The following is a 24968-nucleotide window of genomic DNA, read 5'->3' as shown; positions in this document are numbered from 1 at the left end:
GGGGCGACCGGCCTGCGACCATACCACGACCCCCCGCACCGCCAGCGCGGCGCCGGACGCGGACGCGGGACCGCCGCGAGTCCGCCCCGTCCTGGGGTATTCTTGCGGTCACATCATGAGCGCCGCAGCCGGCTTCGCCGACCATCTCCGCGATCTGAGCATCGTCCTCAGCACAGCCGCCGTCACGAGCCTGATCTCGCAGCGCCTCAAGCAGCCGCCGGTGCTCGGCTATTTGCTCGCCGGCATCCTCCTCGGCCCGCACGTCCCCGGGATCGTGCTGGGCGGCGAGGGCGGCGCGGAGCTCACCCACAGCCTCTCTGAACTCGGCGTCATCCTGCTGATGTTCACCATCGGCCTCGAGTTCAACCTGCGCAAGATCGCCCGGATCGGCCTCGTCGCCGGCTTCACCGCCGTCGTCGAGGTCGGCCTCATGCTGAGCCTCGGCTTCGTCGCCGCGCGGCTGCTGGGCTTCACCCCGATCGAGTCGCTGTTCGTCGGCGCCTGCGCCGGCATCTCCTCGACCATGCTGGTCGCCAAGGCCTTCGAGGAGCAGAAGCTCAAGGGCGGCTTCGCCGAGGTCGTGTTCGGCATCCTCGTGTTCGAGGACATCATCGCCATCCTCCTGCTCGCCGTGCTCACCGCCGTGTCGTCCGGCGAGGGCCTCACCACCGGCGAGTTCGCGCTCGAGATCGGCAAGCTGCTCGGGTTCCTGCTCGCGCTGCTGGCCATCGGCCTGCTCGTCGTGCCGCGCTTCATCCGCGGCGTCGTCCGCCTCAGCCGCTCCGAGACCACCCTGATCGCCGGCATCGCCGTGTGCTTCACCATGGCCACGCTCGCCGCCGAGGCCGGCTACTCGGTCGCGCTCGGGGCCTTCCTCGCCGGCATGCTGGTGTCCGAGTCGGGCGAGGGCGGCAAGGTCGAGCACCTGGTCCAGCCGCTGCGCGACATCTTCGCCGCCATCTTCTTTATCGCCGTCGGCCTGTCGATCAACCCGATGGACGTCGCCACCCACTGGCTGCCGGTGCTCGTGCTCACCGCGCTGGTCCTGGTCGGCAAGACCTTCGGCGTGGCGCTCGGCGCCTTCCTCACCGGCAACGGCATCAAGCACTCGGTCCGCTCCGGCATGAGCCTGGCCCAGATCGGCGAGTTCTCGTTCATCATCGCCGGCCTCGGCATCGCCCGCGGCGCCACCGGCAGCTTCATCTATCCGGTCGCCGTCGCCGTCTCGCTGCTCACCTCGCTCACGACCCCGTGGATGGTCCGCAACTCCGAGCGGGTCGCCGACGCGGTCGACCGCCGCCTGCCGGCCCGCTTGCAGACGTTCGTCACCTTCTACGAGACGTGGATCGAGCAGCTCAAGTCGGCCCGCGGCACGGTCTCGACCTGGCAGCGGATCCGCCGCACGATCATCCTGCTCGGCGTCGACGCGGCGCTGCTGATCGCCAGCCTCGCCGGCGCGCGTCTGGTCCAAAAGCGCGTGGTCGAGGCGCTGCACGACCGCTTCACCCTGCCGGAGTGGCTGGTCGGGCCCGCCTTCACCGGCGTCACCCTCGTGGTCGCAGCGATCTTCTTCGTCGGCGTCATCCGCCAGAGCGTCAACCTCGCCAACATCCTCGCGCGCATCGTCATGCCCGAGCGCCCGAACGACGGCACGTCCCGGCCCGACCTCGGCGCCGCCCCGCGCAACCTCATCATCGTCGTGTTCCAGCTCGCGCTCGGCCTCGCCGTCGGCCTGCCGCTGGTCGCCATCACCCAGCCGTTCGTGCCCCCGGGCTCCACCTTCGCGGTGTTCGCCCTCATCATCCTCGCCCTCGCCGTCAACGCCTGGCGCAGCATCAAGAACCTCCAGGGCCACGTGCGCGCCGGCGCCGAGCTGGTGGTCGAGATGCTCGGCCGCCAGAGCCGCAGGGCCGCTGAGTCGCACCACGGCTCGCCGGCGATCATCGAGCCCCCCGAGCCCACCGTCGAGGAGATTCTCCCCGGCCTGCCCGGCATGACCGCGGTGCAGATCGTCGAGACCAGCGCCGGCCTCGGTCGCAGCCTTTCGCAGCTCAACCTGCGCCTGCGCACCGGCGTCGCCATCCTCACCATCCACCGCCCCGACGGCACCGAGGTCCCGCAGCCGATCACCCGCCACAAGCTGGCGCTCGGCGAGGTCGTCACCTTCGCGGGCGGCCGCGAGGCGGTCGAGCAGGCGACCGAGATCCTGCAAAAGGGCCCGGCGGTCGATCCGAAGTTCCTCAGCTACGCCGGCTGACGTCCGCGAAGTCGAGTTCGCCCGCCCGGCGCAGCGCGGCCTCGTAAAGGCGCGCGAAGGACCTGCGAGGCGCGCCGCCGCCAGCCGCGAACGACCGGGCCGCCGCGGCGCTCGGAACCGACCCGGCTCCGCGAGCCATCGCGCCCGCCCGGCCCGCGAACGCGTCGCCGGCCGCCCCCGCAAGGACCTGTCCCAAGGGACAGTAGCGTCCGCACGCGCGGGCCGGCGGGCCCGCAGCGAATCGTGATAGAACCTCCGACTGTATGGTGAGGTTCCCTCGGCTCGGAATCGCCGGTGCGCTGCTCGTGCTCGCCAGCGCCTGCTATGACGACAACAGCGCCCGGGACAGCGACCAGCCCGCGAGCAGCAGCGGTGAGTCGGCCGGCACCGACGCCACCGTCGGCTCCGGCGATCCGACCGACACCGGCGGCAGCGACAGCGACAGCGGCGACTCGCCCGAGGCCTTCGAGCCGGCCGAGCCGGTCCTGCCGCGCCTCACCGCCTCGCAGTACCGCAACGCGATCGCCCACCTGCTCGGCCCCGGCCTGCCCGGCCTGCCGCTCGAGCCCGACACCAACCCGTACCTCTTCTACAACATCGGCGCGACCAGCACTTTCATCTCCGAACTCGGGGTGCAGCAGTACGAGGAGGCCGCCGACGCCCTCGCGCGGGCCGTCTTCACCGATCAGGCCCGACGCGAGGCGCTGGTCGGCTGCGTCCCGCTGTCGCCCGGCGACGGCTGCGTGCAGAACTTCCTCGCCAGCTTCGGCCGCCGCGCTTATCGCCGCCCGCTGACCGGCGCCGAGCAGGCCCGCTGGACCGACGTCGCCACCCAGCTGGCCGAGGGCGACGCCTGGCGCGGCCTGCAATTCGCGGTCGCCGGCGTCCTGCAGTCGCCGCATTTCCTGTACCGCGTCGAGCTCGGCGAGCCCGACCCGAACGACCCGACGCGGCTGCGCTTCACCGGCTGGGAGATGGCGACGCGCCTGTCCTTCCTGCTGTGGAACGGCCCGCCCGACGACGTCCTGCTCGACGCCGCCGGCAGCGGCGACCTCCACACCGAGGCCGGCCTCGTCGCCGAGGCCGAGCGCCTGCTCGAGGACCCGCGCGCCCGCGTCGCCCTGCAGGAGTTCTTCGCCCAGTACCTCGACCTCGCGCGCCTCGACCACGTCGCCCGCGACCCCGCGCGCTGGCCGATGTTCAGCCCGACCATGACCGCGTCGATGCGCACCGAGGTCCAGCTGCTCGTCGACGACCTGATCCACCGCAGCGACAGCGACATCCGCCAGCTGTTCAGCACCCGCCACACCTTCGTCAACGCCGAGCTGGCCGCGCTCTACGACATCGAGGCCGAGGGCGCCTCGCCGATCACCTTCGTCCCGGTCGACCTGCCCGTCGACGGCCCGCGCGCCGGCATCCTCACGCTCGGCGCCTTCCTCACCATGAACGCGCACGAGACCATCACCTCGCCGACCAACCGCGGCAAGTACGTGCGCGAGCGGGTGCTGTGTCAGGTCATCCCGCCGCCGCCCGGCGACGTCGACACCGACCTCGGCGACGACGAGGACATGGACGCCCAGACCGTGCGCGAGAAGCTCGAGCAGCACCAGAAGGATCCGGTGTGCGCCGGCTGTCACTCGATCATCGACCCGCCCGGGTTCCTGTTCGAGCACTTCGACTCGGTCGGCGGCTACCGCACGCTCGACAACGGCTACCCGGTCGACGCCAGCGGCAACCTCGACGGCATCCCGCTGGACGGCGCGCGCGACCTCGCCGAGGCGCTCAAGACCGACCCGCGCGTCGGTCGCTGCATCGTCAACCAGCTGTACCGCCACGCCACCGGCCGCCTGCCTGCGCTGTCCGAGTTCCCGGCCCTCGACGCGCTCGAGCAGCGCTTCATCAAGGCCGACCACCGCTTCAAGCAGCTGCTGCTCGACCTCGTCGTCAGCGAGGCCTTCCGCACCGTCTCCGAGGAGACCGACGCATGACCTTCCTGATCCGCAAACCGCCCATCTCCCGCCGCACCGTCCTGCGCGGGGCCGTCGGCGGCGCCGCCGTGGCCCTCGCCCTGCCGCCGCTCGAGGCGATGTTCGCCGAGGAGGCCCGCGCCGCCGACCCGAGCAGCGACCCGATCTTCGGCCTGTTCTACTGGGCCAACGGCGTCCCGTGGCACGCCGGGCACGGCGCCGATCAGGGCGCCAACAGCCCCGGCGGCGACGTCTGGACCCCGCCCACGCTCGGCGCCGACTTCACGCCCTCGCCGCTGCTCACGCCGCTCGCCGCCCACAAGGTCAGCGTCGCCACCGGCCTCGAGCCCAAGACCGAGGTCCCGCAGCCCGACAACGGCCAGAGCGACGGCCACATGCGCGGCTTCATGGTGGCGATGACCGGCGACCGCATCCGCCCCGAGGGCTTCGATCACCCGTCGCACACCCTGACCTGCCTGCGGCCGACCCTCGACCAGTACATCGCCGGTCACGAGCAGTTCTACGGCAACACGCCTTCGCGGTTCCGTTCGCTGTGCCTCGGCGTCAGCGAGGCCCGCTTCCACGACTACGGCCACTGGAACGCCATCTCGTTCACCGGCCCCGACTCGCCGGTCGGGGCGATCCACAGCCCCGCGCAGCTCTACTCGATGCTGTTCGACGTGCCGGCCGACCTGATGGCGCTGACCCGCCGCGTCACCCTCATCGACGCCGTCATGGCCGACGCCGAGGGCCTGCGCGGCCGCCTCGGCGGCACCGACAAGCAGCGGCTCGAGGCCCACCTCGACCACCTGCGCGAGGTCCAGCGCCGCCTCGATCTGTCCTCCGGGACATGTGACATCATCCCCGCCGCCCCCGGCGACTCGGCCGACGTCGTCGCCCGCACCGACATCATGGCCGGGCTGCTGGCCGCCGCGCTCAACTGCGGCCTCACCCGCGTGTTCTCGTTCATGCTGAGCTCGCCGGCCACCACCCACGTGTTCAACAACCTCGGCGTGCCCAACGGGATGCACCAGGTCTGCCACGACGGTCAGTGGGAGCACGTCCGCAGCATCACCGAGTACCAGATGCTGGCGTTCGCCCGCCTGCTCGACCACCTCGCCGCCGCCGTCGACCCGATGGGCGTCAGCGTGCTCGACCGCGCCTGCGTCTACGGGGCGTCCGAGTACGGCGAGGGCTACAAGCACAGCACCGCCGAGATGCCGGTGGTCCTGGCCGGCGGCGCCGGCGGCAAGCTGGTCCGCGGCTACCACTACCGCGAGCAGGGCGGCAACCTCTGCAAGGTCCACGTCACCATCCTGCGCGCGCTCGGCATCGACACCCCCAGCTACGGCTTCAACGGCGGCGAGACCACCGAGCACCTCACCGGGATCCTGGCCTGAGCGCCATGCCCCGCGGGACCCCGCTGCTTCGACCTGGCGCATGTGCCATGTCCTCCGGGACATGGCCATCACGCCATGGTGCTCGCGCCATGTCCTCCGGGACATGTCTCTTCGTCGCGCTGACGCTCCTGCCCGCCTGCGGCGACGACGGCCGGGCCGACAGCTCGACCGCCTCGACCCCGACCGGGCCCGACGCGACCGGCACCGAGACGAGCACCGGCGAGCCCGGCACCACCGGCACCACCGACGCCCCGCCGACCTCCACGGGCGACACCAGCAGCTCCACGAGCGGCAGTGGCGTCGACGACCCGCCGCTCGTGTGCGACCCACTGATCACCTGCGGCGTGCAGTGCGTCGACCTCATGACCGACCCCGCCAATTGCGGCAAGTGCGGCATCAGCTGCGTGATCCCGCGGGCCACGTCGGCCTGCAGCGCGGGCCAGTGCGCCCTCGGCGAGTGCGACGACGGCTGGTTCGACTGCGACGCCGATCCGAACAACGGCTGCGAGCAGCAGCTCGCGCCCGGGCAGATGTGCGGCCTGGTCTGCAAGCCCGACAAGGCCGAGGCGTGCAACGTGTTCGACGACAACTGCGACGGCGTGTGCGACGAGGGCGCCCTGCCCGGCTGCCGCGTCGGCGTCCACCGCAGCTCGAGCCCGACGCTCGGCCACTTCTATACGGTCGACGCCGCCGAGGCGATGTCCGGCGACTTCAGCCCCGAGTCGCTCAACTTCTTCTTCCTCTACGCGGCCCCCGGCACCGGCCTGGTCCCGTTCTACCGCTGCCTCAAGGGCGACGGCCGCCGCTTCTACACCACCAGCGCGACCTGCGAGAACGCGGCCACGCCCGAGGGCCCGCTCGGCCACATCGCCACCGACCCGCAGTGCGGCGCGGTCCCGCTGTTCCGCCTCTACGGCAAGGGCGACCACTTCTACACGACCAGCGAGGGCGAGCGCGACAGCGCGGTGGCGATGTTCGGCTACCAGTACGAGGCCGTCGCCGGCTACGTGTGGACCGGCCCGTGACGCGCTGCGCCGCGGCTCCGCGCCCATCCGCCGACGACCCGCGCCGCCGTGCTGCACGCGGCCCCGCGATGCGTGGCCCCGGCAGTCCGCGCGATTTCACCGACCCTCCGCGCCGCCGTGCCGCTCGCCGATCTACGGGCGCGCTGCCCTGACACTCGGACCACGTTCATCGCCGAGCCGCGACCCTTCGTGCGCCCGCGCCCGCGTGCCGCGTGCCGGATGCGCTATCCTGATCGCGTGCGCCGCGAGCCACGGATCCGGCCCCTCGCGCTCGCCCTCGCGCTGGCCGCCCCTGCCTGTTCGGGCTCGCCGAGCGGCGAACCGGCCGGCTGCCCCGCGCCGCTCGCCGAGACGATCGACCTCGTCACGCTCGAGTTGCACCTGCTCGCCCTCGCCGACCTCGGCCAGGTCCACGCCGACACCCGCGCCGCCGGCACCGACGGCTTCGCGGCCTCCGTCGAGTACGTCGCCGAGAAGCTGCTCGCCGCTGGCCTGACCGTGCGCCGCGAGCCCTTCACCTTCGACGATTTCGTCCTGCTGGCCCCGCCGCGCCTCCACTGGCCCGACGCGCCCGGCCCCGAGTACGAGGCCGGCGTCGATTTCCGCGTCGCCGCCTTCTCGGCCAGCGGCGACGTCGCCGGGCCCGTGCTCCCCGTCGACCTGTCTCTCGGGCCAGATAATAAATCCACCAGCGGCTGCCAGCCCGAGGACTTCGCCGGCTTCTTCCCCGGCAGCATCGCCCTCCTGCAGCGCGGCGGCTGCACCCACCAGCAGAAGGTCGACCACGCCGTCGCGGCCGGCGCCGCCGCGGTCGTCTACTTCAATCAAGGCGACATCCCCGAGCGCCTGCCCCTGTTCACGGCCCGCCTCGACCCCGGCACCACCCTGCCCGTCGTCGCCGTGCCCTACGCGCTCGGCGAGGCGCTGGCGCAGCCGAGCGACCTGCGGCTGCGCCTCGTCATCGCCGCCGAGGCCGTCGTGCGCGAGAGCTTCAACGTGATCGCCGACACCGCGCCGACCGCCAGCGGCCGCGTCGTCATGCTCGGCGCCCACCTCGATTCGGTGCCGGCCGGCCCCGGCGTCAACGACAACGGCTCCGGCGTCGCCGCGCTGCTCGGCATCGCCGGCGCCCTGCCGCGCTGTGATCTGCGCCATCAGGTCCGCTTCGCCTTCTGGGGCGCCGAGGAGCTCGGCCTGCTCGGCTCGATCCACCACGTCGAGTCCATGTCCGCGGAGGCTCGCGCCGCGATCGCGCTCTACCTCAACCTCGACATGATCGCCTCGCCCAACCCGGTCCGCTTCGTCTACGACGGCGACGGCTCGGCGTGGCAAAAGGCCGGGCCCCCGGGCTCGGCCGCGATCGAGGCCGCGCTCACCGACTACTTCGTCGACCTCGGCGTGCCCACCCGCGAGACCGCGTTCGACGGCCGCTCCGACTACTGGGCCTTCATCCGCCACGACATCGCCGCCGGCGGCCTGTTCACCGGCGCCGAGGCCCGCAAGAGCAGCCACGAGGCCCAGCTGTTCGGCGGCGAGGCCGAGGTCGCCTACGACCCCTGCTACCACGCCCGCTGCGACGACCGCGACAACTACAGCCGCGACGCCTTGCTCGAGAACACCCGCGCCACCGCCCACGTGCTCGCAGCGTTCGCCATGAGCGACCCACCGCTGCCCGAAGCAGCGCCCGAGGTGGCCCCACGCGCCGCCACCGAAGTCCACCCGCCGGAGCACTGCGACGATCGCCGCTGATTCGCGACCCCACTCGATGCGCATCGCATCGAGCGACCTCCGCCGCGAATCCTGCTCGCATCACCGCCACGAGTCCCCCCGCCCCACACTCATCGCCATGCGCCCCGCGGCGCTCGTCACCGGCCGGCGCCCCCTCCGCAGCGCCTGTGTCGATCGCCCGCGAAGCCTCCGCGTGCGCCGCTCCACACCGGCGCCGGGAGCGACCGCTGCGGGTGCTACGTTGATTCGGGCATGCGCGAGCCCGTTGCTGTCCTCCCCGATCCCGCGCGCCGGATCGTCGACGCCCTCGCCCGCCTCGGCTCCCTCGACGCCGTCGTCGCCGCCGCGCCGCACGGCACCCCCGTGGCCGCCAGCGGCGCCGCGGCGGCCCTCCTGGCCTACTTCCCCGACGACCCTCGCCATCACCCGCTCGCGCGCTGCCTCGCCGGCGCCGTCATCGACGAGGATGTCCGCCGCGTCACCGCCGGCGGCGAGGTCGTCCACGTCCACGTGCGCGCCGTGCCGGTGCGTGACAGCGCCGGGGCCGTGGTCGCGGCCGTCGCCGTGCTCACCGACGTCGGCGCCGAGCGGCGCCGCCAAACCGCCGCCGGGCTGCTCGACGACGCCGGTCGCCTGCTGCTCGAGTCCCTCGAAGTCGCCCGCGTCGGTCAGCTCGGCGCCGAGCTGCTGGCCCCGCGCCTCGGCGACGTCGCCCTCGTCTCGCTGCTCGAGGCCGAGGACGAGCTGCGCCTGATCGGCCTCGCCCACGCCGACGCCGCCCTGTTGCACGAGCGGCCGCTGCACGACCTGTTCCCGCTGCACGACCACGCCCTGGATGTCCTTCGGGACAGCCGCGCCCGCGGCTTCGACGACCTCGGCCGCCTCGATGCGCCGCTGCACGAGCTCGGTTTGCGCACCGGCCTGGTCGCGCCGCTGATCGCCCGCGATCGCGCGCTCGGTGTCGTCCGCTTGCTGGCCGCGCGCCGCCTCGACGCCGAGGACCTCGATCTGGTGCGCCGCCTCGCCGACCGGCTCGCCCTCGCCCTCGACAACGCCTGCCAACACGCCGAGGCCCTGCGCGCCAGCCAGGCCCGCGAGGACGTGCTCACCGTCGTCTCGCACGACCTGCGCAACCCGCTCAGCGCCATCACCCTCGGCACCACCGTGCTGGTCAAGAAGCTCCGCGACGCCGAGGAGAACGTCGCCGTCATCCAGCGCAGCGCCGCCCGCATCGAGCGCCTCACCGAGAACCTGCTCGACCTCGCCGGCGCCCAGGCCGGCCGCGCCACCGTGCTCGAGCGCGAGGTCGCCGACGCCCGCGAGATCGTCGAGGAGGCGCTCGCGCTGCAGAAGCCGCTCGCGGACAAAAAGAGAGTGCGCCTGGTCGCTCGCCTGCGCATGGCCCAGGCCCCGCTGTTCTGCGACCGCACCCGGATCGCCCAGGTGTTCGGCAACCTGCTCGACAACGCGATCAAGTTCAGCGCGTCCGGCCAGGAGGTCACCGTCGACGGCGAGATCGAGGGCGGCCAGGTCCGCTTCGCCGTCGGCGACCACGGGCCCGGCATCGACGAGGCCGACCTGCCCCACATCTTCGAGCCGTTCTGGTCGACGGTCCGCGGCGGCAAGAAGGGCCTCGGCCTCGGCCTGTCGATCGCCCGCAGCATCGTCGACGCCCACGACGGCCGCATGCAGGTCGCCAGCGACCACACCGGCACGGTGTTCACGTTCACCCTGCCGCTGGCGCACGGCCTCGAGGGCGAAGAAGCGCCCTGAGCCTCGGCCTCGGGCAGAATGTCCCGAAGGACATGCCGATATCGTCATGTCCTCTACTACATGTCTCCAAGGACATGACCATTCGAGCATGTCCTGGAGCGATGCGATCGCCGCTCGCCGCCCAGCCGCACCGGGAGCCGAGCTCGCCCTGTCTTCCATCGCGCCCACCGCCCGCGCCCACGCGACCCGGCCGATCCCCGCCGATCCCGCGAGCGCTCGACAAAAGGCCGCCCGCGCGCGCCCGACGACAGCGTGGGCGCCCCCCCGACTCGGCGGAACCGCCAGGACATTTCTGCGCTCGTCGGGCCCGCCGTCGCGCCGCCTCGACGCTCTCCGACCGCAACATCTGCGGCCCGGGACGTGACATGTCCGCAAGGACATCCCGGCTCGTCCACGCGGTTGCCCATGGCCGACGACGATCGCCCGCGCGATGACGTGTCCGCAAGGACATATACCGCCGGCTTGCCTGTCGCTGGCACCACGCCAGCGCCGCGACCGCCATGGCATGCCCGCGGAGCCCTCGCCGCGTGCCCCGGCGCCGGCGCTGGAGTCGCTTCGACCCAGCATGTCCCAAGGGACATCCCCTCCGTTTCCGGACATCCATCCCCGGCTCCCTCCGCGAGCGCTCACGGCCCCGCGATCACCCGTGACATGACATGTCCGCAAGGACATCTCCGCTCCGCCGCCACGCCGCGCCCTCGCCCGCGACATGACATGTCCGCAAGGACATCTCCGCGCGCCTGCTCGCGCTGCCGGCGATCCAGCCGCCCCACGAGCCCTGTCGACCGCTCGTCGTCTTGCATCGCCGCCGCGCGCGACATGACATGCCTGCCAGGACCCGGCCCGGCGCGGCCTGCGAGCGCCGGACCGGCCGAGCCCGCTTCGCGGCCCTGCGCGGCGCGACGCCCCTGGCCCCGTCCTGCGAGCCCGAACTCGGATTCGCGGCGAGCGTGACCGGCCTTTTGCCGTATGCCCTCGTCAGCAGCGCCGACCGCCGCGGTTAGCATGCCAGGTAGCGATGCTTCACCACACCCCGCTGCTCGACACGATCGCCGCCGGTCTGGTCGTCGCGTTCGTCCTCGGCTCGTTGGCGACGCGACTCCGGCTCTCGCCGCTGGTCGGGTACCTCGCCGCGGGCGTGGTCGTCGGCCCGTACACCCCGGGTATCATCGCCGACCAGGCGCTGGCCAACGAGCTGTCGGAGATCGGCGTCATCCTGCTGATGTTCGGGGTCGGCCTGCACTTTTCGCTGCGCGACCTGCTCGCCGTCAAGGCGATCGCGATCCCGGGCGCGGTCGTCCAGATAGCCCTGGCCACGGCGCTCGGCGCCGGCCTGGCCTGGATGCTCGACTGGTCGGCCGGCGCGGGCTTGATGTTCGGCCTGGCGCTGTCGGTCGCCAGCACCGTCGTCCTCCTGCGCGCGCTCGAGGAGCGGCGCCTTCTCGACAGCCCGCGCGGCAAGATCGCCATCGGCTGGCTCATCGTCGAGGACCTCGCCATGGTGCTCGCGCTCGTGCTCGTGCCCGCCATCGCCGGCGCGCCCGCTGACGGCGGCAGCGGCGACGTGTGGCTCTCGCTCGGCCTCACCCTCCTCAAGGTCGCCGGCTTCATCGCCCTCATGCTCGTCGTCGGTCGGCGCGCCATCCCGTGGACGCTCGAGAAGATCGCCGGGACCGGCTCGCGCGAGCTGTTCACCCTGTGCGTCCTGGCGATCGCCCTCGGCGTCGCCCTCGGCGCGGCGATCCTCTTCAACGTCTCGCTGGCCCTCGGCGCCTTCTTCGCCGGCATGCTGCTGGCAGAGTCCGAGTTCAGCCACAAGGCCGCCAGCGACTCGCTGCCGCTGCGCGACGCCTTCGCCGTGCTGTTCTTCGTCTCGGTCGGCATGCTGTTCGACCCGCGGATCCTCGTCGAGGAGCCGCTGCTGGTGCTCGCCACCTTCGGCATCATCGTCATCGGCAAATCGATCGCCGCCCTCGCGCTGGTGCTGGCCTTCCGCCACCCCCTGGGCACCGCGATGACGATCGCCGCCAGCCTGGCCCAGATCGGCGAGTTCTCGTTCATCCTCGCCGGCCTCGGCATCGAGCTCGACATCATGCCGCCGATGGCGCGCGACCTGGTCCTCGCCGGCGCCATCCTCTCGATCCTCTGCAATCCGCTGCTGTTCGCCGCCCTCGATCGCTGGCAGCGCCGCCGCGACCGCGCCGAGGCCGAGCAAAAGGCGGTCGTCGCCTCCGGTCCGCCGCCGCCCGAGGGCCCGTTCGTCCTGCTGATCGGCTTCGGCCGGGTCGGCAGCTCGATCGCCAAGATCCTGAGCGAGCGCGGGGTGCCGCTGCTCGTCCTCGACACCGACCCCGACCTGGTCGACCGCGCCCAGGCCCTCGGCATCGCCGCGATCTGCGGCAACGCGGCCAACCCTCGCGTGCTCGCCGAGACCAACCCCGCCGGGGCCCGCCTCGCCCTGCTCGCCATCCCCCACGCCCTCGAAGCCGGCGAGGTCGTGGCCCGCCTGCGCGCCGCCAAGCCCGACATGACGATCATCGCCCGCGGCCACTCCGAAGCCGAGGTCGAGCACCTCCTCCGCCACGGAGCCGACGGCGCGGTGATGGCCGAACGCATCATGGCCCTGCGCATGGCCGAGATGGCGAGCCACTCGCTGGCCTATCACGATCGCACCGCCGCGGCGGCCGCTGCTGCGGCTGCCACCGCGGCCGCCGATGCGGCCGCCGAGCAGCCTCCGCCCGCGGCGCCTTGATCCGTGAGCGCCGCGCGCCCGCGCCCTAGCCTGGCGGCTCGAGCGGCGCGCAGGTCGAGACCCCGGCCCCGACGATCCGGATCGGCGCATTGGCATTCACCGTCGTCAGCGACTTGCCGCTGTTGTCGCTGTCGTCGTAGTCGAGCTTCGTCACCTTGCTGAGGCTCGACGGACTGTCCGGATCGGCGAGCGTGAAGAAGTAGAAATCACCGCCCCAGAACGCGAACGCGAACGCGTTCGTCAGCGGCAAACTGTTGAACGGCAGCGTCTCGATCGCCTGCGCCGTCTGCTTGTCGAACTGGATCAGCTTCGCGTGCGGCACCCCGCCGAACGCGTAGAGCCGGCCGTCGCCGGTGCCCGTCAGCTCCGCGCCGTTGTAGTTCGTCGCTCCGATCGTCTCCATCCGCAGCGCCGCCGCGTCGAACACCCCCAGCTTGCCGGCGCCGGGCCCCTCCGACCACAGCCCCGCCTGGCCGTCCCAGTGCTGGCCGTACAGCCGGTCGCACGGGTCGCCGGCGCTGGCCGACACGAACGCCATGCCGAAGTGGACCCAACCCTCTGCCCCGGGCACGTAGCCCGGGTCGACGCAATTCAGCGGGTTCGTCACGTCGAGGCGGAACAGGTCGCCGACGTAATTGCTGACGCCCTGCGGGATCGTCGTCTGGATCCACGCGAACCCGTCGCGGCCCACGCCCATCGAGAACGTGCCGTCGGTCGTGGGGCAGCCGAGCGGCCCGACCAGGGCGAAGCTGTTGGCCAGCGGATCGTACGTCCACAGCTCGCGGTCGTCGGACAGCACGTAGATCAGGTCGAGCTTCGGCGCGCACGGGCACAGCGCCCCGTCGGGCCCGGTCGAGTCGTCCTCGCCGAGGTCGAACTTCGGGCCGCCGCTGCTCGTCGGCGCCGTGCTGGATCCGTCCGCGGTCCCCGACGAGGGCTCCGTCTCGCTGCCCGTCTCGCTCGCGGTCCCCGGCAGCGTCAGATCGGGCAGCGTCGTCGGGGCGGTGCCCGCAGCCGCGGACGCGCTGGCGCCGGAGTCCTCGTGACAGGCCAGCGCGAGCGCGACGAGCCACACGGGCGAGGGGGTGCGCATGGCCGGGAAGCTATCGCCGGCCGCGCGCCAGCGTCAAGCGCCGCGCGCCCGCGCGTCAGGCCAGGCCCATGGGACATGTCCCGCGCGCCATGGCGACGTGGCGCCCATCAACCCGCGACATCATCTGTCTCTTCGATCATGTTCCTCGAGGCATGCTCCATGGAACATGCCCGATCGGACATGCTCTCGAGCACATGCCCGATCGAGCACGCCCGCTCGCGCCTCCGCGCGCCCGGTCTACGCCCCGGCCGCGCCGCAGCGGGCCCGGTAGCGCGGCAGTTCGCCGCCCGCGCCGCCCGTGAACCTGTCGACGATCATGCCGCTACCTGTCCCCTGGACCAGCTGCAGGCGGTGCACGTCGCCGGCCCGGATCGCGCGCACGCGGGCGCCCTTGCCCCCGCGGCACGGCGACAGCCCCATCTCCGGACACTGCAGGGCCACGTACAGGTCGCGCTCGTCGTAGTTGCCGGCCAGCACCCGCTTCACCGCGTAGCGCATCACCACCGCGACGTTGTTCTTGCCGCACGCGGCCGCGCTGCGGGCCTCGACCAGCTGGGCCTCGACCTCGAGCTGGCGCGACGGCTCCGGCAGCGCCGAGGGGTCGCCGCCGTCGAAGTCGTCGATCGACTCATCGACTTCCATCACCGCCACCGCCGCGTCGGACTCCGGCGCGATCACGGCGGGCACCATCTCCGGGCTGGCCGAAGCCTCCAGCACCGGCACCGACATCCAACAGCCGGTCGAACCGACCAGACAGGCGAAGGCCAGGCTCGCTACGCGGGTCACGGCACCATTCATAGCGCGTTTTGCCTGCCCGCACAGCCGGCACGAGCAAGCCGAGAGCAGCGCTGGGACCGCCTCCCTGAACGCCGCTCACGAGGCCGGTACGCGCGTGCGATCGGCCGATCACATGGAACACGTTTCGCCGGGGCGGCGTTCACCGCCCCGACGCCCGGTTCACTGGTTGAAAACGACCGTCAGCTCGGCCGACTGGAACGAGCCGGCGTCGCTGACGTAGTTGTCGCCGACGCAAACCTGCCAGTTGCCGGCGCCCATGCTGCCGGCGAACGCCGCCAGGTTCGGGCCGGGGCCCTTGCCGGGGTTCGGCTTGAAGTCGCAGAGGAAGTCGTCCTTGCACACGACCTTGTCGCTGGCGATGGTGCCGCCCATCGCCTCGGCGTCGGTGGTCCCGGTGTCGCGGAAGAACACCGGGTACGCCGCGTCCAGGTCCGTCCCGTCGCCGATGTAGGAGCCACCGTCGTCGAAGGCCTCGATGATGCCCGGGCTGAGCATGACCGTCACGACCTGGTTGGCCGGATTGACGACCTTGATCGACAGGTCGCCGATGAACGGGTGGGTGATCCCGATCCGCAGCGTCACGTCCTTGACCGTGCCGTTGCCGCCGCCGCTGACGTTCATCGTGGTGCAGGCCATCGAGGCGATGGTGCCGTTGTAGCCGTTGTCGGGGATCGCCAGGCCGAGCGCGTTCTTCTTGACGGTCTCGTTGGGCTGCTCGAACTGACAGGTCGGGCTGCAGCCGTCGCCGGCGCTGACGTTGCCGTCCTCGCACTGCTCGACGCCGATGTTGATGTGGCCGTCGCCGCACTTGTTGGCCTTGCACATCGCCACGCAGCCGTCGGTCAGCGTCAGGTTGCCGTCGTCGCACTCCTCGACGCCGGCCTGGACGAAGCCGTCGCCGCAGGCGGCCGGCTTGCAGGCGTTGGTGCAGGCGTCGGTCGCGTCCATGTTGCCGTCGTCGCACTGCTCGCCGGCCTGCATGAAGCCGTCGCCGCAGGACGCCAGCTTGCACACGTTGGTGCAGCCGTCCTCGTTGCTCATGTTGGCGTCGTCGCACTGCTCGACCCCGGCCTGGACCTTGCCGTCGCCGCACTTGGCGGACACGCAGGTCGAGAGGCACGCCTTGTCGTCGCCGTTGGCGACCCCGTCGTCGCACTGCTCGACGTTGGCGAGGACGTTGCCGTCGCCGCACTTGGCGTTCTTGCACTGCAGGGTGCAGTCGCCGGAGTTGCTGTTGGCGGCCCCGGTGTCGCACTCCTCCATCAGGCTGGCCTGCACGAACTCGTCGCCGCACTTGGGCAGCTGGCACAGGTCGGTGCAGCCGTCGTCCTGGTCGCCGTTGGCGCCGTCGTCGCAGCCTTCCATCACGTCGACGATCTCGTTGCCGCAGCCCTCGAGGGTGCAGCTCGGGCCGCAGCCGTCGCCCTCGTCGGTGTTGCCGTCGTCGCAGGTCTCGCCCGGGCCGACGTCGGAGTCGCCGCAGACGTTGAGGATGCAGCCCTCGAGGCAGGTCTGGTTGGCGCCGTTGTCCTTGCCGGCGTCGCACTGCTCGCCGCCCTCGATGAACGCGAAGCCGTCGCCGCAGACGTTGGCCTTGCACTCGGGCGTGCAGGTCGCGTTGGCGCCGTTGGCCACGCCGTCGTCACACTCCTCGGTGTTGCTCTCCTGCTGGAAGCCGTCGCCGCAGGTCGCGCTGGTGCACGTATTGGTGCACTCGTCGGCGTTCTCGTCGTTGGCGTCGTCGCACTCCTCGTTGAGGTCGACGTTGCCGTCGCCGCAGCTCGGGACGCTGCAATTCTCTTTGCAGGTCTCGCCGCCGTTGTCGGGGCCCTCGTCGCAGCCCTCGCCGGGGCCGACCTTGCCGTCGCCGCACACGTTCTCCTTGCACTCCGAGGTGCAGGCGGCGTTGTCGTCGTTGTTGGCCCCGTTGTCACACTGCTCCATCGGGTCGACGTTGCCGTCGCCGCACACCCCCGGCCCGCCGGTGTCGGTGTCGGAGTCGGTGTCGGTGTCAGTGTCGGTGGCCGGCCCGGTCGTCGTCTCGGTCCCGCCCTCGGTCGTCGTCGGGCCGGTCGTCGGCACGGTCGGGTCCGGCGTGGTCGTCATCGAGCCGGTCGTATCCGTGCCCGAGGAGGTCTCCGTCTCGGTGCCGGAATCCGTGGTGGTGGCCGGCGTGTTCGGACACGCGCTCAGCAGCACCAGGCCCGGCGCCGCGCCCAGCAAATAACCAAGGATGTGACGCTTCGTACAATCGCTTACTCGCATGCGCGGGAACATACCCTCGAGCTCCCCTCGGCAACCAGGGACCTCTGCGAACAAAAGCGTCCCCCCAATCGCGGCACAGGACTGCCACTGCCGTCATGCTCCGCACGGTGTGCGAAACGGTGCACACCCATTCGCCCGCCGCGGCTTTCGCCCGAGACAGGTCGAGCGCCGACGCGCATGCCTTGAAGCGGGCCCCGGTCCTGCCGAAGATCTCGAACGCAATGACCGGAGCACGCCGTTTGACCGCCACGCCCCGGCGCGGGCCCCCGCCCGCGTCGGCTTGCAGCGACGATCGGATGGCACCCGCGAAGGCCCCCTGCCGATCGGGCCGGACCGCGACCACGACCACGGACCCCACGTCGGCGACGGCGACGGTCGACGATCACGGCCCGACGCCGCCCGCTTCGACCTCCGATAGGACGAAAAACGGTTCCGGTGCGAGCCGCCGCGAGCGGTGCGATCTCGGCGGTCTCGACGGCTGTTTCGCCGACGCATGCAGGTGCAAGGACGCGGCTGCCGGGCCGCGCACGAGCCCCCGGCGGCGGCCGATGGCAACCTCGAAGACCGGCGTCCCGGGCCCCTCCTGCGAGAGTTCGTCCGCCACCAATGCGAGCTCCGCACGATTGTCAGCACCCCGAACGTTGCCCCGCTCCCCGACCTCGCGACCGGCCGCGCCGGTCGCCCCCTGAGCTTCCATTGACGGACCACGACCCCGACGAACCCGTCGACGCCGAGCTGCTGCTCGAAGACCTGGCGGCCGATCTGGTCAGCGAGCGGCGCCACGAGCCGCTCCTGACCCGCCTGTTCGCCGCCGAACCCGGCGTCTGGCACGACCTCGACGCGCTGGCAGAGGGCCTGCCGCTGGTGCGCGACCGCCTGGCCGAGCTCGACGCGCAGCCGATTCACGTGTCGTGGATCGATCTGCCGACCTCGATCCACGGCGACGGCTATTGCACGATCACCTTCTTCTGCGAGCGCGGGCACCTCTACCGCATGGCCCTCTACGACCGCGGCCGGCTCGATCGCTCGCGCGGCCGACCTCGACCGCCGCGCCCGCCGGGCCGCCTCCTCAACTGATTCTCCGCGCCGCCGCGACAACCGGCGCGCGCGGCTCGCTCGTCGCGGCCGCGCGCATCAGGTCGCGAGCCCGCGGCTCACTGCGGCATGATCGTCACGTCGTTGATCGGCCGGATCGCCGCCCCTGCCGGGTACGCGTACGACACGTTCAGCGTGTAGAAATCGACCGACTCCGGCGAGCCCCAGCCCCACACCGTCACGCCGATCGGGTTGGCGCTCGAGATCTCGTGGCGGCCGTTCGAGCACCCGCCGACGTCCTCGAAGTTGCCGGTCACCAGGTCGACGCGGGTGTACTCGTGCTCGTCGTCGACCGCCGCCCAGCCGTCCAGCACGCCGGCGCAGCCGAGCGTGACGTCGGCGTAGGCGCCGTCCTGCTTGCGCCGCACGACCACCAGGCTGGTCTCGGAGTAGGTCGGGTCGGTGAAGAACACGTAGCGATCGAGGTACTGCTCCGACGGGATCACGTTGACCCATTCGGGGTCGCCGCGGTTGTCGTGGAGCTGCCCGCCGGTCATGTAGCCGGCGAAATAGAACGGGTGCTCGCTGTCCTGGCTGCGGACCGTGAACGGCCCCGCCGCGGCGAATTCGGCGACCTGTCCCAAAGACAAGGTGTCGGGCGCGCCGGCCGGCTTGCCCGGCTCCCACGTCAACATGGTCCCGTCGACCGTGCCGACCAGCCGCCACGGCGGCGTCTCCTCGACGCCCATCGCCAGCCGGTTCTTGTAACGCACCGCCACGTAGGCGCTGCCCAGCGCCTTGATCGGCGGGATCTGCTGGTGCGCGCCGTCGCAGTACGAGGCCCCCACCGGCACGTTGAAGCAGCTGGCCCCGCCGAACACGCCGACCGGCTTGTTGGCGACCAGCGGCGAGCCGGTCAGCTCGGCCGACTGCGCGAACTGGATCGTCTCGCCGCGATCGAGGGTGTACTGAATCGGCACCCCGGCCGCGCCGGCGGCCACGTCGGGGCCGCCGACGACGGCGACCTTCGGATCGAGCGTCACCTCGGTGCCGTCCTCGCCAGCGACGATGGCCCACAGCGGCCGCGCCGCGGGCACCGCGACGCTCTGCGCGTAGGCGTTGACGACCACGTAGTTGGTGTCCCACACGCTGGTCGGCAGCATCAACGTCGCCGAGGTGATCGCCACCGAGCCGCCGCCGTACGGCAGCATCTGATAGGCGGCGACCGGCCGATCGGTGGTGATGCGGAACCCCTTGCCGCGCCCGGTCCCGACCACCTCGGTCTCGGCCGCCACGCCCGCGGGGGCCGGGCAGTCGGGGTTGTCACCTGTCCCTCGGGACAGGAACACCAGCGCGACCTGCCCGACCGGCAGCCCGGCCCCCGGATCGTACGGGGCATAGCTGATGCCCTCGCCCTGGCCCTGGGGGATCCGCGTGAAGCCGGCGACGTCGAGGCTCTGGCCGTCGTACTCGACCTCGATGTGGACCGGCTCGTCCCAGGTGTTGGCGACGAACGCCGCGAAGCACCCGCCGGATTTGGTGGTCTGCGTCTTCACGGCCCAGAACTCGCAGCCCTCGCTGCCCTGCAGCAGCGCGGCCGCCTCGCACGGCGCCAGCGGCGTGCACACGCCGTCGACGCAGTACGAGTCGTCCTCGCAGGTCGACACGATCTGCCCGTCGCACTCGAGCCCCTTGAGGTCGGGCGAGCACTGCACCGGTTCGCACGGCTCACCGGTGGTCGAGGCGGTGTCGGTGGAGGTGACCGCGTCGGTCGTGACGCCATCGGTGGTGGTCGGATCGGTGGTCGTCGGCGGCGTCGCGGTCGTGCCCACCGTCGCCGAGTCGGTCCCGCTGCCCTCGCTGGCGCCGCTGGCAGAGTCGGTGCCGGTCGGGGCGTCGGTGGCCGTGCCGGCGGTCGCCTCGGTGGCCGTCATCGCGCCGACGGTCGTCTCGGTGGCAGTCCCTCCGCGGCTCTCCGAGCCCTCTCCCCCGGCACAGGCCCCCATCGATCCGGCCCATAGAGTGACGAGAGAGAGCCTGCTGATCGCGCGCATGCTGCTCGGCAGTATGACACGGAGCACGCGCTCGTGGGCGCGCGAACCGGATCTGCCGACGCGTCAGCGACCGCGCTCGACCCCGGCGGACGAACGACCGCGCGCCGGTGCGCCCCAGCCGCTGCAGACTGTCCACGAGGCGTGAGCTGTCCCGAGAGACACCCGCGGCGGCGAGCTCCCTCGCGCTTTGAAGCGACCGGCCTCGCGGGTGTATGGAGGAGGGACATGAAGGAGCTCCTACTCCACCCCCTGGTGCAGGCGGCCCAGCACTACGCCACGCGCGCGCACGCGGACACGAATCACCTCTACGACGGCCGGCCCTACGCGACCCACTTGAGCATGGTCGTCGAGCACGCGCTCCAGTTCGTCCATTTGCTCGCCGAGGACGAGCGGCCGATCGCCCTCGCCGGCGCCTGGGTGCACGACGCCATCGAGGACGCCCGCCAGACTTACAACGACGTCAAGCAGGCCACGAACGAGGCCGTCGCCGAGGTCGCGTACGCCCTGACCAATGAGAAGGGCCGCACGCGCAAGGAGCGAGCCGACGCCCGCTACTACGCGGGCATCCGCGCCAGCCACGTCGCCACCTTCGTCAAGATCTGCGACCGCCTCGCCAACGCCGGTTACTCGACGGTCACGCGCTCGAGCATGCGCGACGTCTATCGCCGCGAGCAGCCCGACTTCCGCGCGGCGCTCTACAGCGACCGCTTCGCCGCGATGTGGCAGGCGCTCGACGAGCTGCTCGGCGATTGATCTTCCGCCCTCGAACTCGACCGCCGTGACCGGCGCGTCGCCGGCTCAATGCACACAGTGCTGCGGGCCGCGCAGCGCCAGGACCGGTTGCTCCAGCGGCCGCGCCGGCAGCGAGGCCGCGAAGCCCACGAGGCCGAGGTCGACCGCCAGGTCGCGGCTCTTCAGCGACTGCCCCTGATACCGCAGCTCGAGCGCCGACCGTCGGCTTTGCCGCCGCGCCGCCTCGAAGCGCCGGCGGAACTCCTCCGGCGCGAACACCCCCGGGCCCAGCACCTGCTCCTGCGGCCTGCCGCGCGGGATCGGCGGATCGACGCGCAGCACGTGCACGAACGGATCGTGGCGGGTCAGTCGGGCCTGCCGCGGCACGATCACGCTGTTCCAGCGGGCGTCGTCGACCCGCAGGTTGCTGAGCATGGCCCCGGTGGTCTCGGGCTCGCGGTGCCACGCCCGCGCCGCGAGCCGGGCCGACTGCTCCCGCCGCGCGAACGGGAACCGCGCGCCGAAGCACCGACTTCGAAGCCCTCGCTCACGCGAGGTCCGGCCCCGACAGGCGAGCGCTTCGCGGCCAGCCATCCGCGCTGTCGGCAGTGCCTGCGCCTCGCGCCGCGCTCCCGCGCCCGGTCCATGTTCGGGGCAATGGGTGAACTCGCCGTCGTGCACCACCCGCGGCCCACAGGCCCCAGACGACCTTCATCTGCCGACGCGTCGGCGGTCCCCACTCGTCCCCGCGCGCCCCGTGATACGGTGCGCCTCCATGCCGACCGCGACCTCGCTCCGACTCGCCGTACTCGCCGCCCTTTGCGTGGCCCCGTCCACCGCTCGCGCCGACGGCCCGCACGAATACGCGGACGTCTGTGAATTGACGATCCCGCCCGACGTCGGCGAGCACCCGGCGCCGGTCGATTGCAGTCAGAGCACGGACACCGGCTACTCGAGCGGCAACCCGTTCGAGATCACCGTCGTGCACATCGACGGGCGCCCGGTCGAGAAGGACACCGCCAACGCCTACTGGGTCATGCGCGAGGCCGCGGCCGCGGCCGGCGTCGACATGCACATCAACAGCGGCTTCCGCACCATGTCGGAGCAGGAGTACCTCTACAACTGCTACATCAACTGCAGCTGCAACAGCTGCAACCTGGCGGCCAAGCCCGGCTGGTCGAATCACCAGAGCGGCCACGCGCTCGACATCAACACCGCCACCCCCGGCGTCTATAACTGGCTCAACGCCAACGGCGGCGCGTTCGGTTTCACCGAGACCGTGCCTGGCGAGCCGTGGCACTGGGAGTGGTGGGGCGGCGGCCCCGGCGGCGGCGTGTGCGACATCAGCATCCCCCCGCAGGGCTACCTCGACACCGTCGATTGCGAGACGGTCTACGGCTGGGCCCAGGACCCCGACGCGCCCGACGCGTCGATCGACGTCCACGTCTACTTCAACGCCCCCGCCGGCGATCCGGCCGGCATCGGCGTGTCGACCTCTGCCAACATTCACCGCGAGGACCTTTGCATGGTCCTCGGCTCGTGCGCGCACGGCTACAAGGTCGACGTCCCCAACAGCCTGCGCGACAACGCCACCCATCCGGTCCACGTCTACGGCATCGACATCGAGGGCCAGAAGAACCCGCAGCTGTCCCAGAGCCCGCTGTCGTTCACCTGCGCCCCGCCGGCGTTGACGGGCGTGCGCCGCCACATCGCCGATCCGGCGGTCGTCACCGCGTGGAAGTTCGACATGTTCTGGGATCTGGTCACCGTCGACGATCCGACGTTGCTGGCGATCCCCGAGTGGATCGCCATCGAGCCGGCGCCGCAGATGATGCGGGCCGACGATGATTCGCCCGAGGTGTGGCTCAAGGACGGCCCCGTGCGGCGCCACATCCCGAGCCCCGAGATCGCCGACAACTGGGACCTCGACCTCGGCACCGTCGTCACGCTCCCGGCCGCCGAGGTCTATGCGATCCCGGTCGGCACGCCGCTGCGGGACAAGCCGATCCTGGTCAAGGGCGCCGGCCCCGAGGTCTATCAGCTCGACGATCGCCAGTGCGTGCCCGACAGCCTCGATCCCGAGTGCCAGGTCGACGCCACCACCGGCGACGATCCGACCGGCGATCCGCCGACCACCGGCGGCAGCGGTGACGTGACCGGCAACGACTCCGAGGCGAGCACCGACGCGTCGACCGGCGACGCATCGACGGGCAACGCCGGCGTCACGGCCGGCAGCGCCAGCGGCACCGCCGGCACGGACGTCGGTGAAGCCGGCGGCTGCGGCTGCCGCTCGGACGCCGGCACCCCGCCGCTGGCGTTCGGCCTGCTGGTGCTCGGCGCCCTGGCCCGCCGCCGCCGCCGCGCGGCCTGATCGCTCGAGCAGCGCTCTTGGGCTGCAGGCGCGAATCATGACACCACTGGTGCCATGATTCGCGCCTGGCTTTTTTCACGGTCAAGGCACCCGAATCATCGCTCCGACTGCCCCGATTCGCGCCGCCATTGCCGAGCTTCGCCGCGACGCGCTCACCAGCCGAACTGCCGCAGTGTCTCGCGCATCGGCCGTGGCCGCACCAGCCTGTCGCTACCCGCCCGCGTGCCCGCCCACGCCTCCAGCGCCGCGATCGCCTGGGCCCGGTCGGCCTCGGCCAGGTCGCCGATCAGCGCCCCATGGTTCTCGCCCGGCGCGTGGAACACATACGAATCGCTGGCGTCGCCGAGCTCGAACGCGCCGGCCGACCACGGATCGTTCTCCCCGTAGATCAGCAGCACCCGCTCGCCCTCGGTCGCCAGCCAGTCGGCGACGTCCTGCGAGGGCTCCGGGTCGAAGGGCGCCGGGGTCTTGCCGGGCCCGGGCACGATGAAATTGCGGGGCACGTTGAAGCCCGGGAACAGCAAGAGGTCGGCCACCCACGATTCGTCGCAGGCGACCCCGCCGAGCTGCGTCGCCGCCTGCCAGTAATACGGCTCGTAGCGCAGCAGGTCGGGGTCCGAGCTCGGCGCGCTGACTTTCTGCAAGAACGCCCAGATGGCGTCGTCGTCGGCCGCCGGGCCCGGCACCGCGTCGCACAGGCTCGCCCGCTGGTACTGCCAGAACCCGAACGGCAGATCGAGCACGGCCGTCTCGAGCACCTCGTCGGCGCCGAACAGTTCGAACGACGCCGATGACTCGGCCATGCGGGCCAGCATCGCCGGCCGGCGCAGCAACACCTCGCGCTGCACGTCGCGCAAGGCCTGGCGACAGGCCTCGTCGCCGAGAGTGGCGATCCGCGCCTCGTAGCGGCCGTCCGACTCCTCGAGGCTGTAGGGCGCCACGTAGGCGATCGTGCCGTCGACGTCGTCCGGGAAGAACCGGCGGAAATAAAGCGCCGCCAGCCCGCCCTTGCTCGCCCCGGTCGCCAGCCAGCGGCCCGAATACAGCGGGTGCAGGGCGGCGGCGATCCGGTGGTGATCGGTGGCGGCCTGGCGGATGTCGAGGTCGTCCCAGTCGGGCGCGCTCGGCCGCGAACCGGCGAAGAACCGGTGCTCCACGGTCAGCTGATTGGCCGCGACCAGCAGCGCAGGCTCGCCGAGGGCCGCCGTCGTGGTCTTGATGGTGTAACCGGCGGTGACGATCACCAGCGGCGCGGCGACGTCGCGGTGCAGCAGGGTCATGTGCTGCTCGAAGCTCGGCCCGCCCTCGACCTCGTGATCGGCGGGCTGGCGGAAGCGCAGCGCGAACAGGCGATAGCCAACGGCCGACGTCGGCAGCTCGTCGACCGTCATGCCGTCGAGCGCCGCCAACTGCTCGCGGATGTCGACCTCGCCGCCGGTGGTCGTGGTCGGCTCGCCCGTCGTCGGCGCCGCGTCGGTGGTGGTCGTCGCCGCGGTCGCCTCGCTCGTGCCGGAGGCGTCCGTCGTCGTGCTCGCCGTGCCCGCGTCGCTCGTCGCCCCCGGGTCGCCGCAACCGAGGACGCTCACCGCCGACACGATTGCGAGGAGCCGACGTCTGCGCATTCCGCCAGCCTATCATGCGACCCCGCCGGCCCGCGTCGACCACCCCGCCTTTTGGCCCCAGCGCGTGCCCGGGTTCGCGCATGCCCGGTACGCCCT

Annotated in this window: 16 protein-coding genes; 10 read left to right on the top strand and 6 right to left on the bottom strand. The window is 71.9% G+C overall.

Features of this window, described 5'->3' with window-relative positions; genetic code table 11:
- The first annotated feature begins 115 nt into the window (after positions 1-115).
- The 7 genes from POL25_RS17940 (at position 116) to POL25_RS17910 (ending at position 12902) form a co-directional block, all read left to right on the top strand.
- Positions 116-2257 carry a monovalent cation:proton antiporter family protein gene (locus POL25_RS17940; protein WP_272087299.1) on the top strand — a complete coding sequence of 714 codons (2142 nt, stop codon included), beginning with the start codon at positions 116-118 and terminating at the stop codon, positions 2255-2257.
- 263 nt (positions 2258-2520) lie between these two features.
- The gene (locus tag POL25_RS17935) at positions 2521-4245 is read left to right on the top strand and encodes a DUF1592 domain-containing protein (protein WP_272087298.1); all 1725 of its coding nucleotides are present in this window, start codon (positions 2521-2523) and stop codon (positions 4243-4245) included.
- Positions 4242-5624, top strand: coding sequence for a DUF1552 domain-containing protein (locus tag POL25_RS17930; protein ID WP_272087297.1), 1383 nt, complete (start codon positions 4242-4244; stop codon positions 5622-5624). The genes POL25_RS17935 and POL25_RS17930 overlap by 4 nt, the downstream gene beginning before the upstream one ends.
- 89 nt (positions 5625-5713) lie before the next feature.
- On the top strand, positions 5714-6649 hold the full coding sequence (locus tag POL25_RS17925; protein WP_272087296.1) for a hypothetical protein: 936 nt from the start codon (positions 5714-5716) through the stop codon (positions 6647-6649).
- Positions 6650-6886: 237 nt separating this feature from the next.
- Positions 6887-8398, top strand: coding sequence for a M20/M25/M40 family metallo-hydrolase (locus tag POL25_RS17920; protein WP_272087295.1), 1512 nt, complete (start codon positions 6887-6889; stop codon positions 8396-8398).
- Between the two features lie 231 nt (positions 8399-8629).
- Complete coding sequence (locus POL25_RS17915; protein WP_272087294.1) at positions 8630-10150, top strand: sensor histidine kinase; 1521 nt, start codon at positions 8630-8632, stop codon at positions 10148-10150.
- Between the two features lie 1018 nt (positions 10151-11168).
- Entirely contained in the window at positions 11169-12902 is a 1734-nt protein-coding gene (locus POL25_RS17910; protein ID WP_272087293.1) for a monovalent cation:proton antiporter-2 (CPA2) family protein, read from the top strand.
- Positions 12903-12927: 25 nt separating this feature from the next.
- Here the strand turns inward: POL25_RS17910 and POL25_RS17905 are convergent, their stop codons facing one another.
- From POL25_RS17905 to POL25_RS17895, 3 genes are all read right to left on the bottom strand, one after another.
- Positions 12928-13995, bottom strand: coding sequence for a hypothetical protein (locus POL25_RS17905; protein ID WP_272087292.1), 1068 nt, complete (start codon positions 13993-13995; stop codon positions 12928-12930).
- A 237-nt stretch (positions 13996-14232) separates the two neighbouring features.
- A complete protein-coding gene (locus tag POL25_RS17900; protein WP_272087291.1) occupies positions 14233-14781 on the bottom strand; it encodes a hypothetical protein in 549 nt (182 codons plus the stop codon).
- Between the two features lie 171 nt (positions 14782-14952).
- Entirely contained in the window at positions 14953-17058 is a 2106-nt protein-coding gene (locus tag POL25_RS17895; protein WP_272087290.1) for a DUF4215 domain-containing protein, read from the bottom strand.
- Positions 17059-17754: 696 nt separating this feature from the next.
- On the opposite strand from POL25_RS17895, the gene POL25_RS17890 reads away from it, so the two are divergent.
- Entirely contained in the window at positions 17755-18135 is a 381-nt protein-coding gene (locus POL25_RS17890; protein ID WP_272087289.1) for a hypothetical protein, read from the top strand.
- A 77-nt stretch (positions 18136-18212) separates the two neighbouring features.
- Here the strand turns inward: POL25_RS17890 and POL25_RS17885 are convergent, their stop codons facing one another.
- Positions 18213-20027 carry an IgGFc-binding protein gene (locus POL25_RS17885; protein WP_272087288.1) on the bottom strand — a complete coding sequence of 605 codons (1815 nt, stop codon included), beginning with the start codon at positions 20025-20027 and terminating at the stop codon, positions 18213-18215.
- A gap of 345 nt (positions 20028-20372) precedes the next feature.
- Here POL25_RS17885 and POL25_RS17880 point away from each other — a divergent pair, with 345 nt between their 5' ends.
- On the top strand, positions 20373-20900 hold the full coding sequence (locus POL25_RS17880; protein ID WP_272087287.1) for a hypothetical protein: 528 nt from the start codon (positions 20373-20375) through the stop codon (positions 20898-20900).
- Between the two features lie 45 nt (positions 20901-20945).
- On the opposite strand, the gene POL25_RS17875 is transcribed toward POL25_RS17880, so the two are convergent.
- On the bottom strand, positions 20946-21314 hold the full coding sequence (locus POL25_RS17875) for a hypothetical protein (protein WP_272087286.1): 369 nt from the start codon (positions 21312-21314) through the stop codon (positions 20946-20948).
- 340 nt (positions 21315-21654) lie between these two features.
- Between POL25_RS17875 and POL25_RS17870 the strand changes: the two genes are divergently transcribed.
- Positions 21655-23250, top strand: a complete 1596-nt coding sequence (locus POL25_RS17870; protein ID WP_272087285.1) for a M15 family metallopeptidase — start codon at positions 21655-21657, stop codon at positions 23248-23250.
- Positions 23251-23402: 152 nt separating this feature from the next.
- Here POL25_RS17870 and POL25_RS17865 read toward each other — a convergent pair whose 3' ends face one another.
- A complete protein-coding gene (locus POL25_RS17865; protein ID WP_272087284.1) occupies positions 23403-24836 on the bottom strand; it encodes a S28 family serine protease in 1434 nt (477 codons plus the stop codon).
- Between the last annotated feature and the right edge of the window lie 132 nt (positions 24837-24968).

The sequence above is a fragment of the Nannocystis bainbridge genome (genome assembly GCF_028368995.1).
GTDB classification, from domain to species: domain Bacteria; phylum Myxococcota_A; class Polyangia; order Nannocystales; family Nannocystaceae; genus Nannocystis; species Nannocystis bainbridge.
The sequence above is the reverse complement of the archived record's forward strand: the minus strand, read 5'-3'. Positions and strand labels throughout refer to the sequence as shown.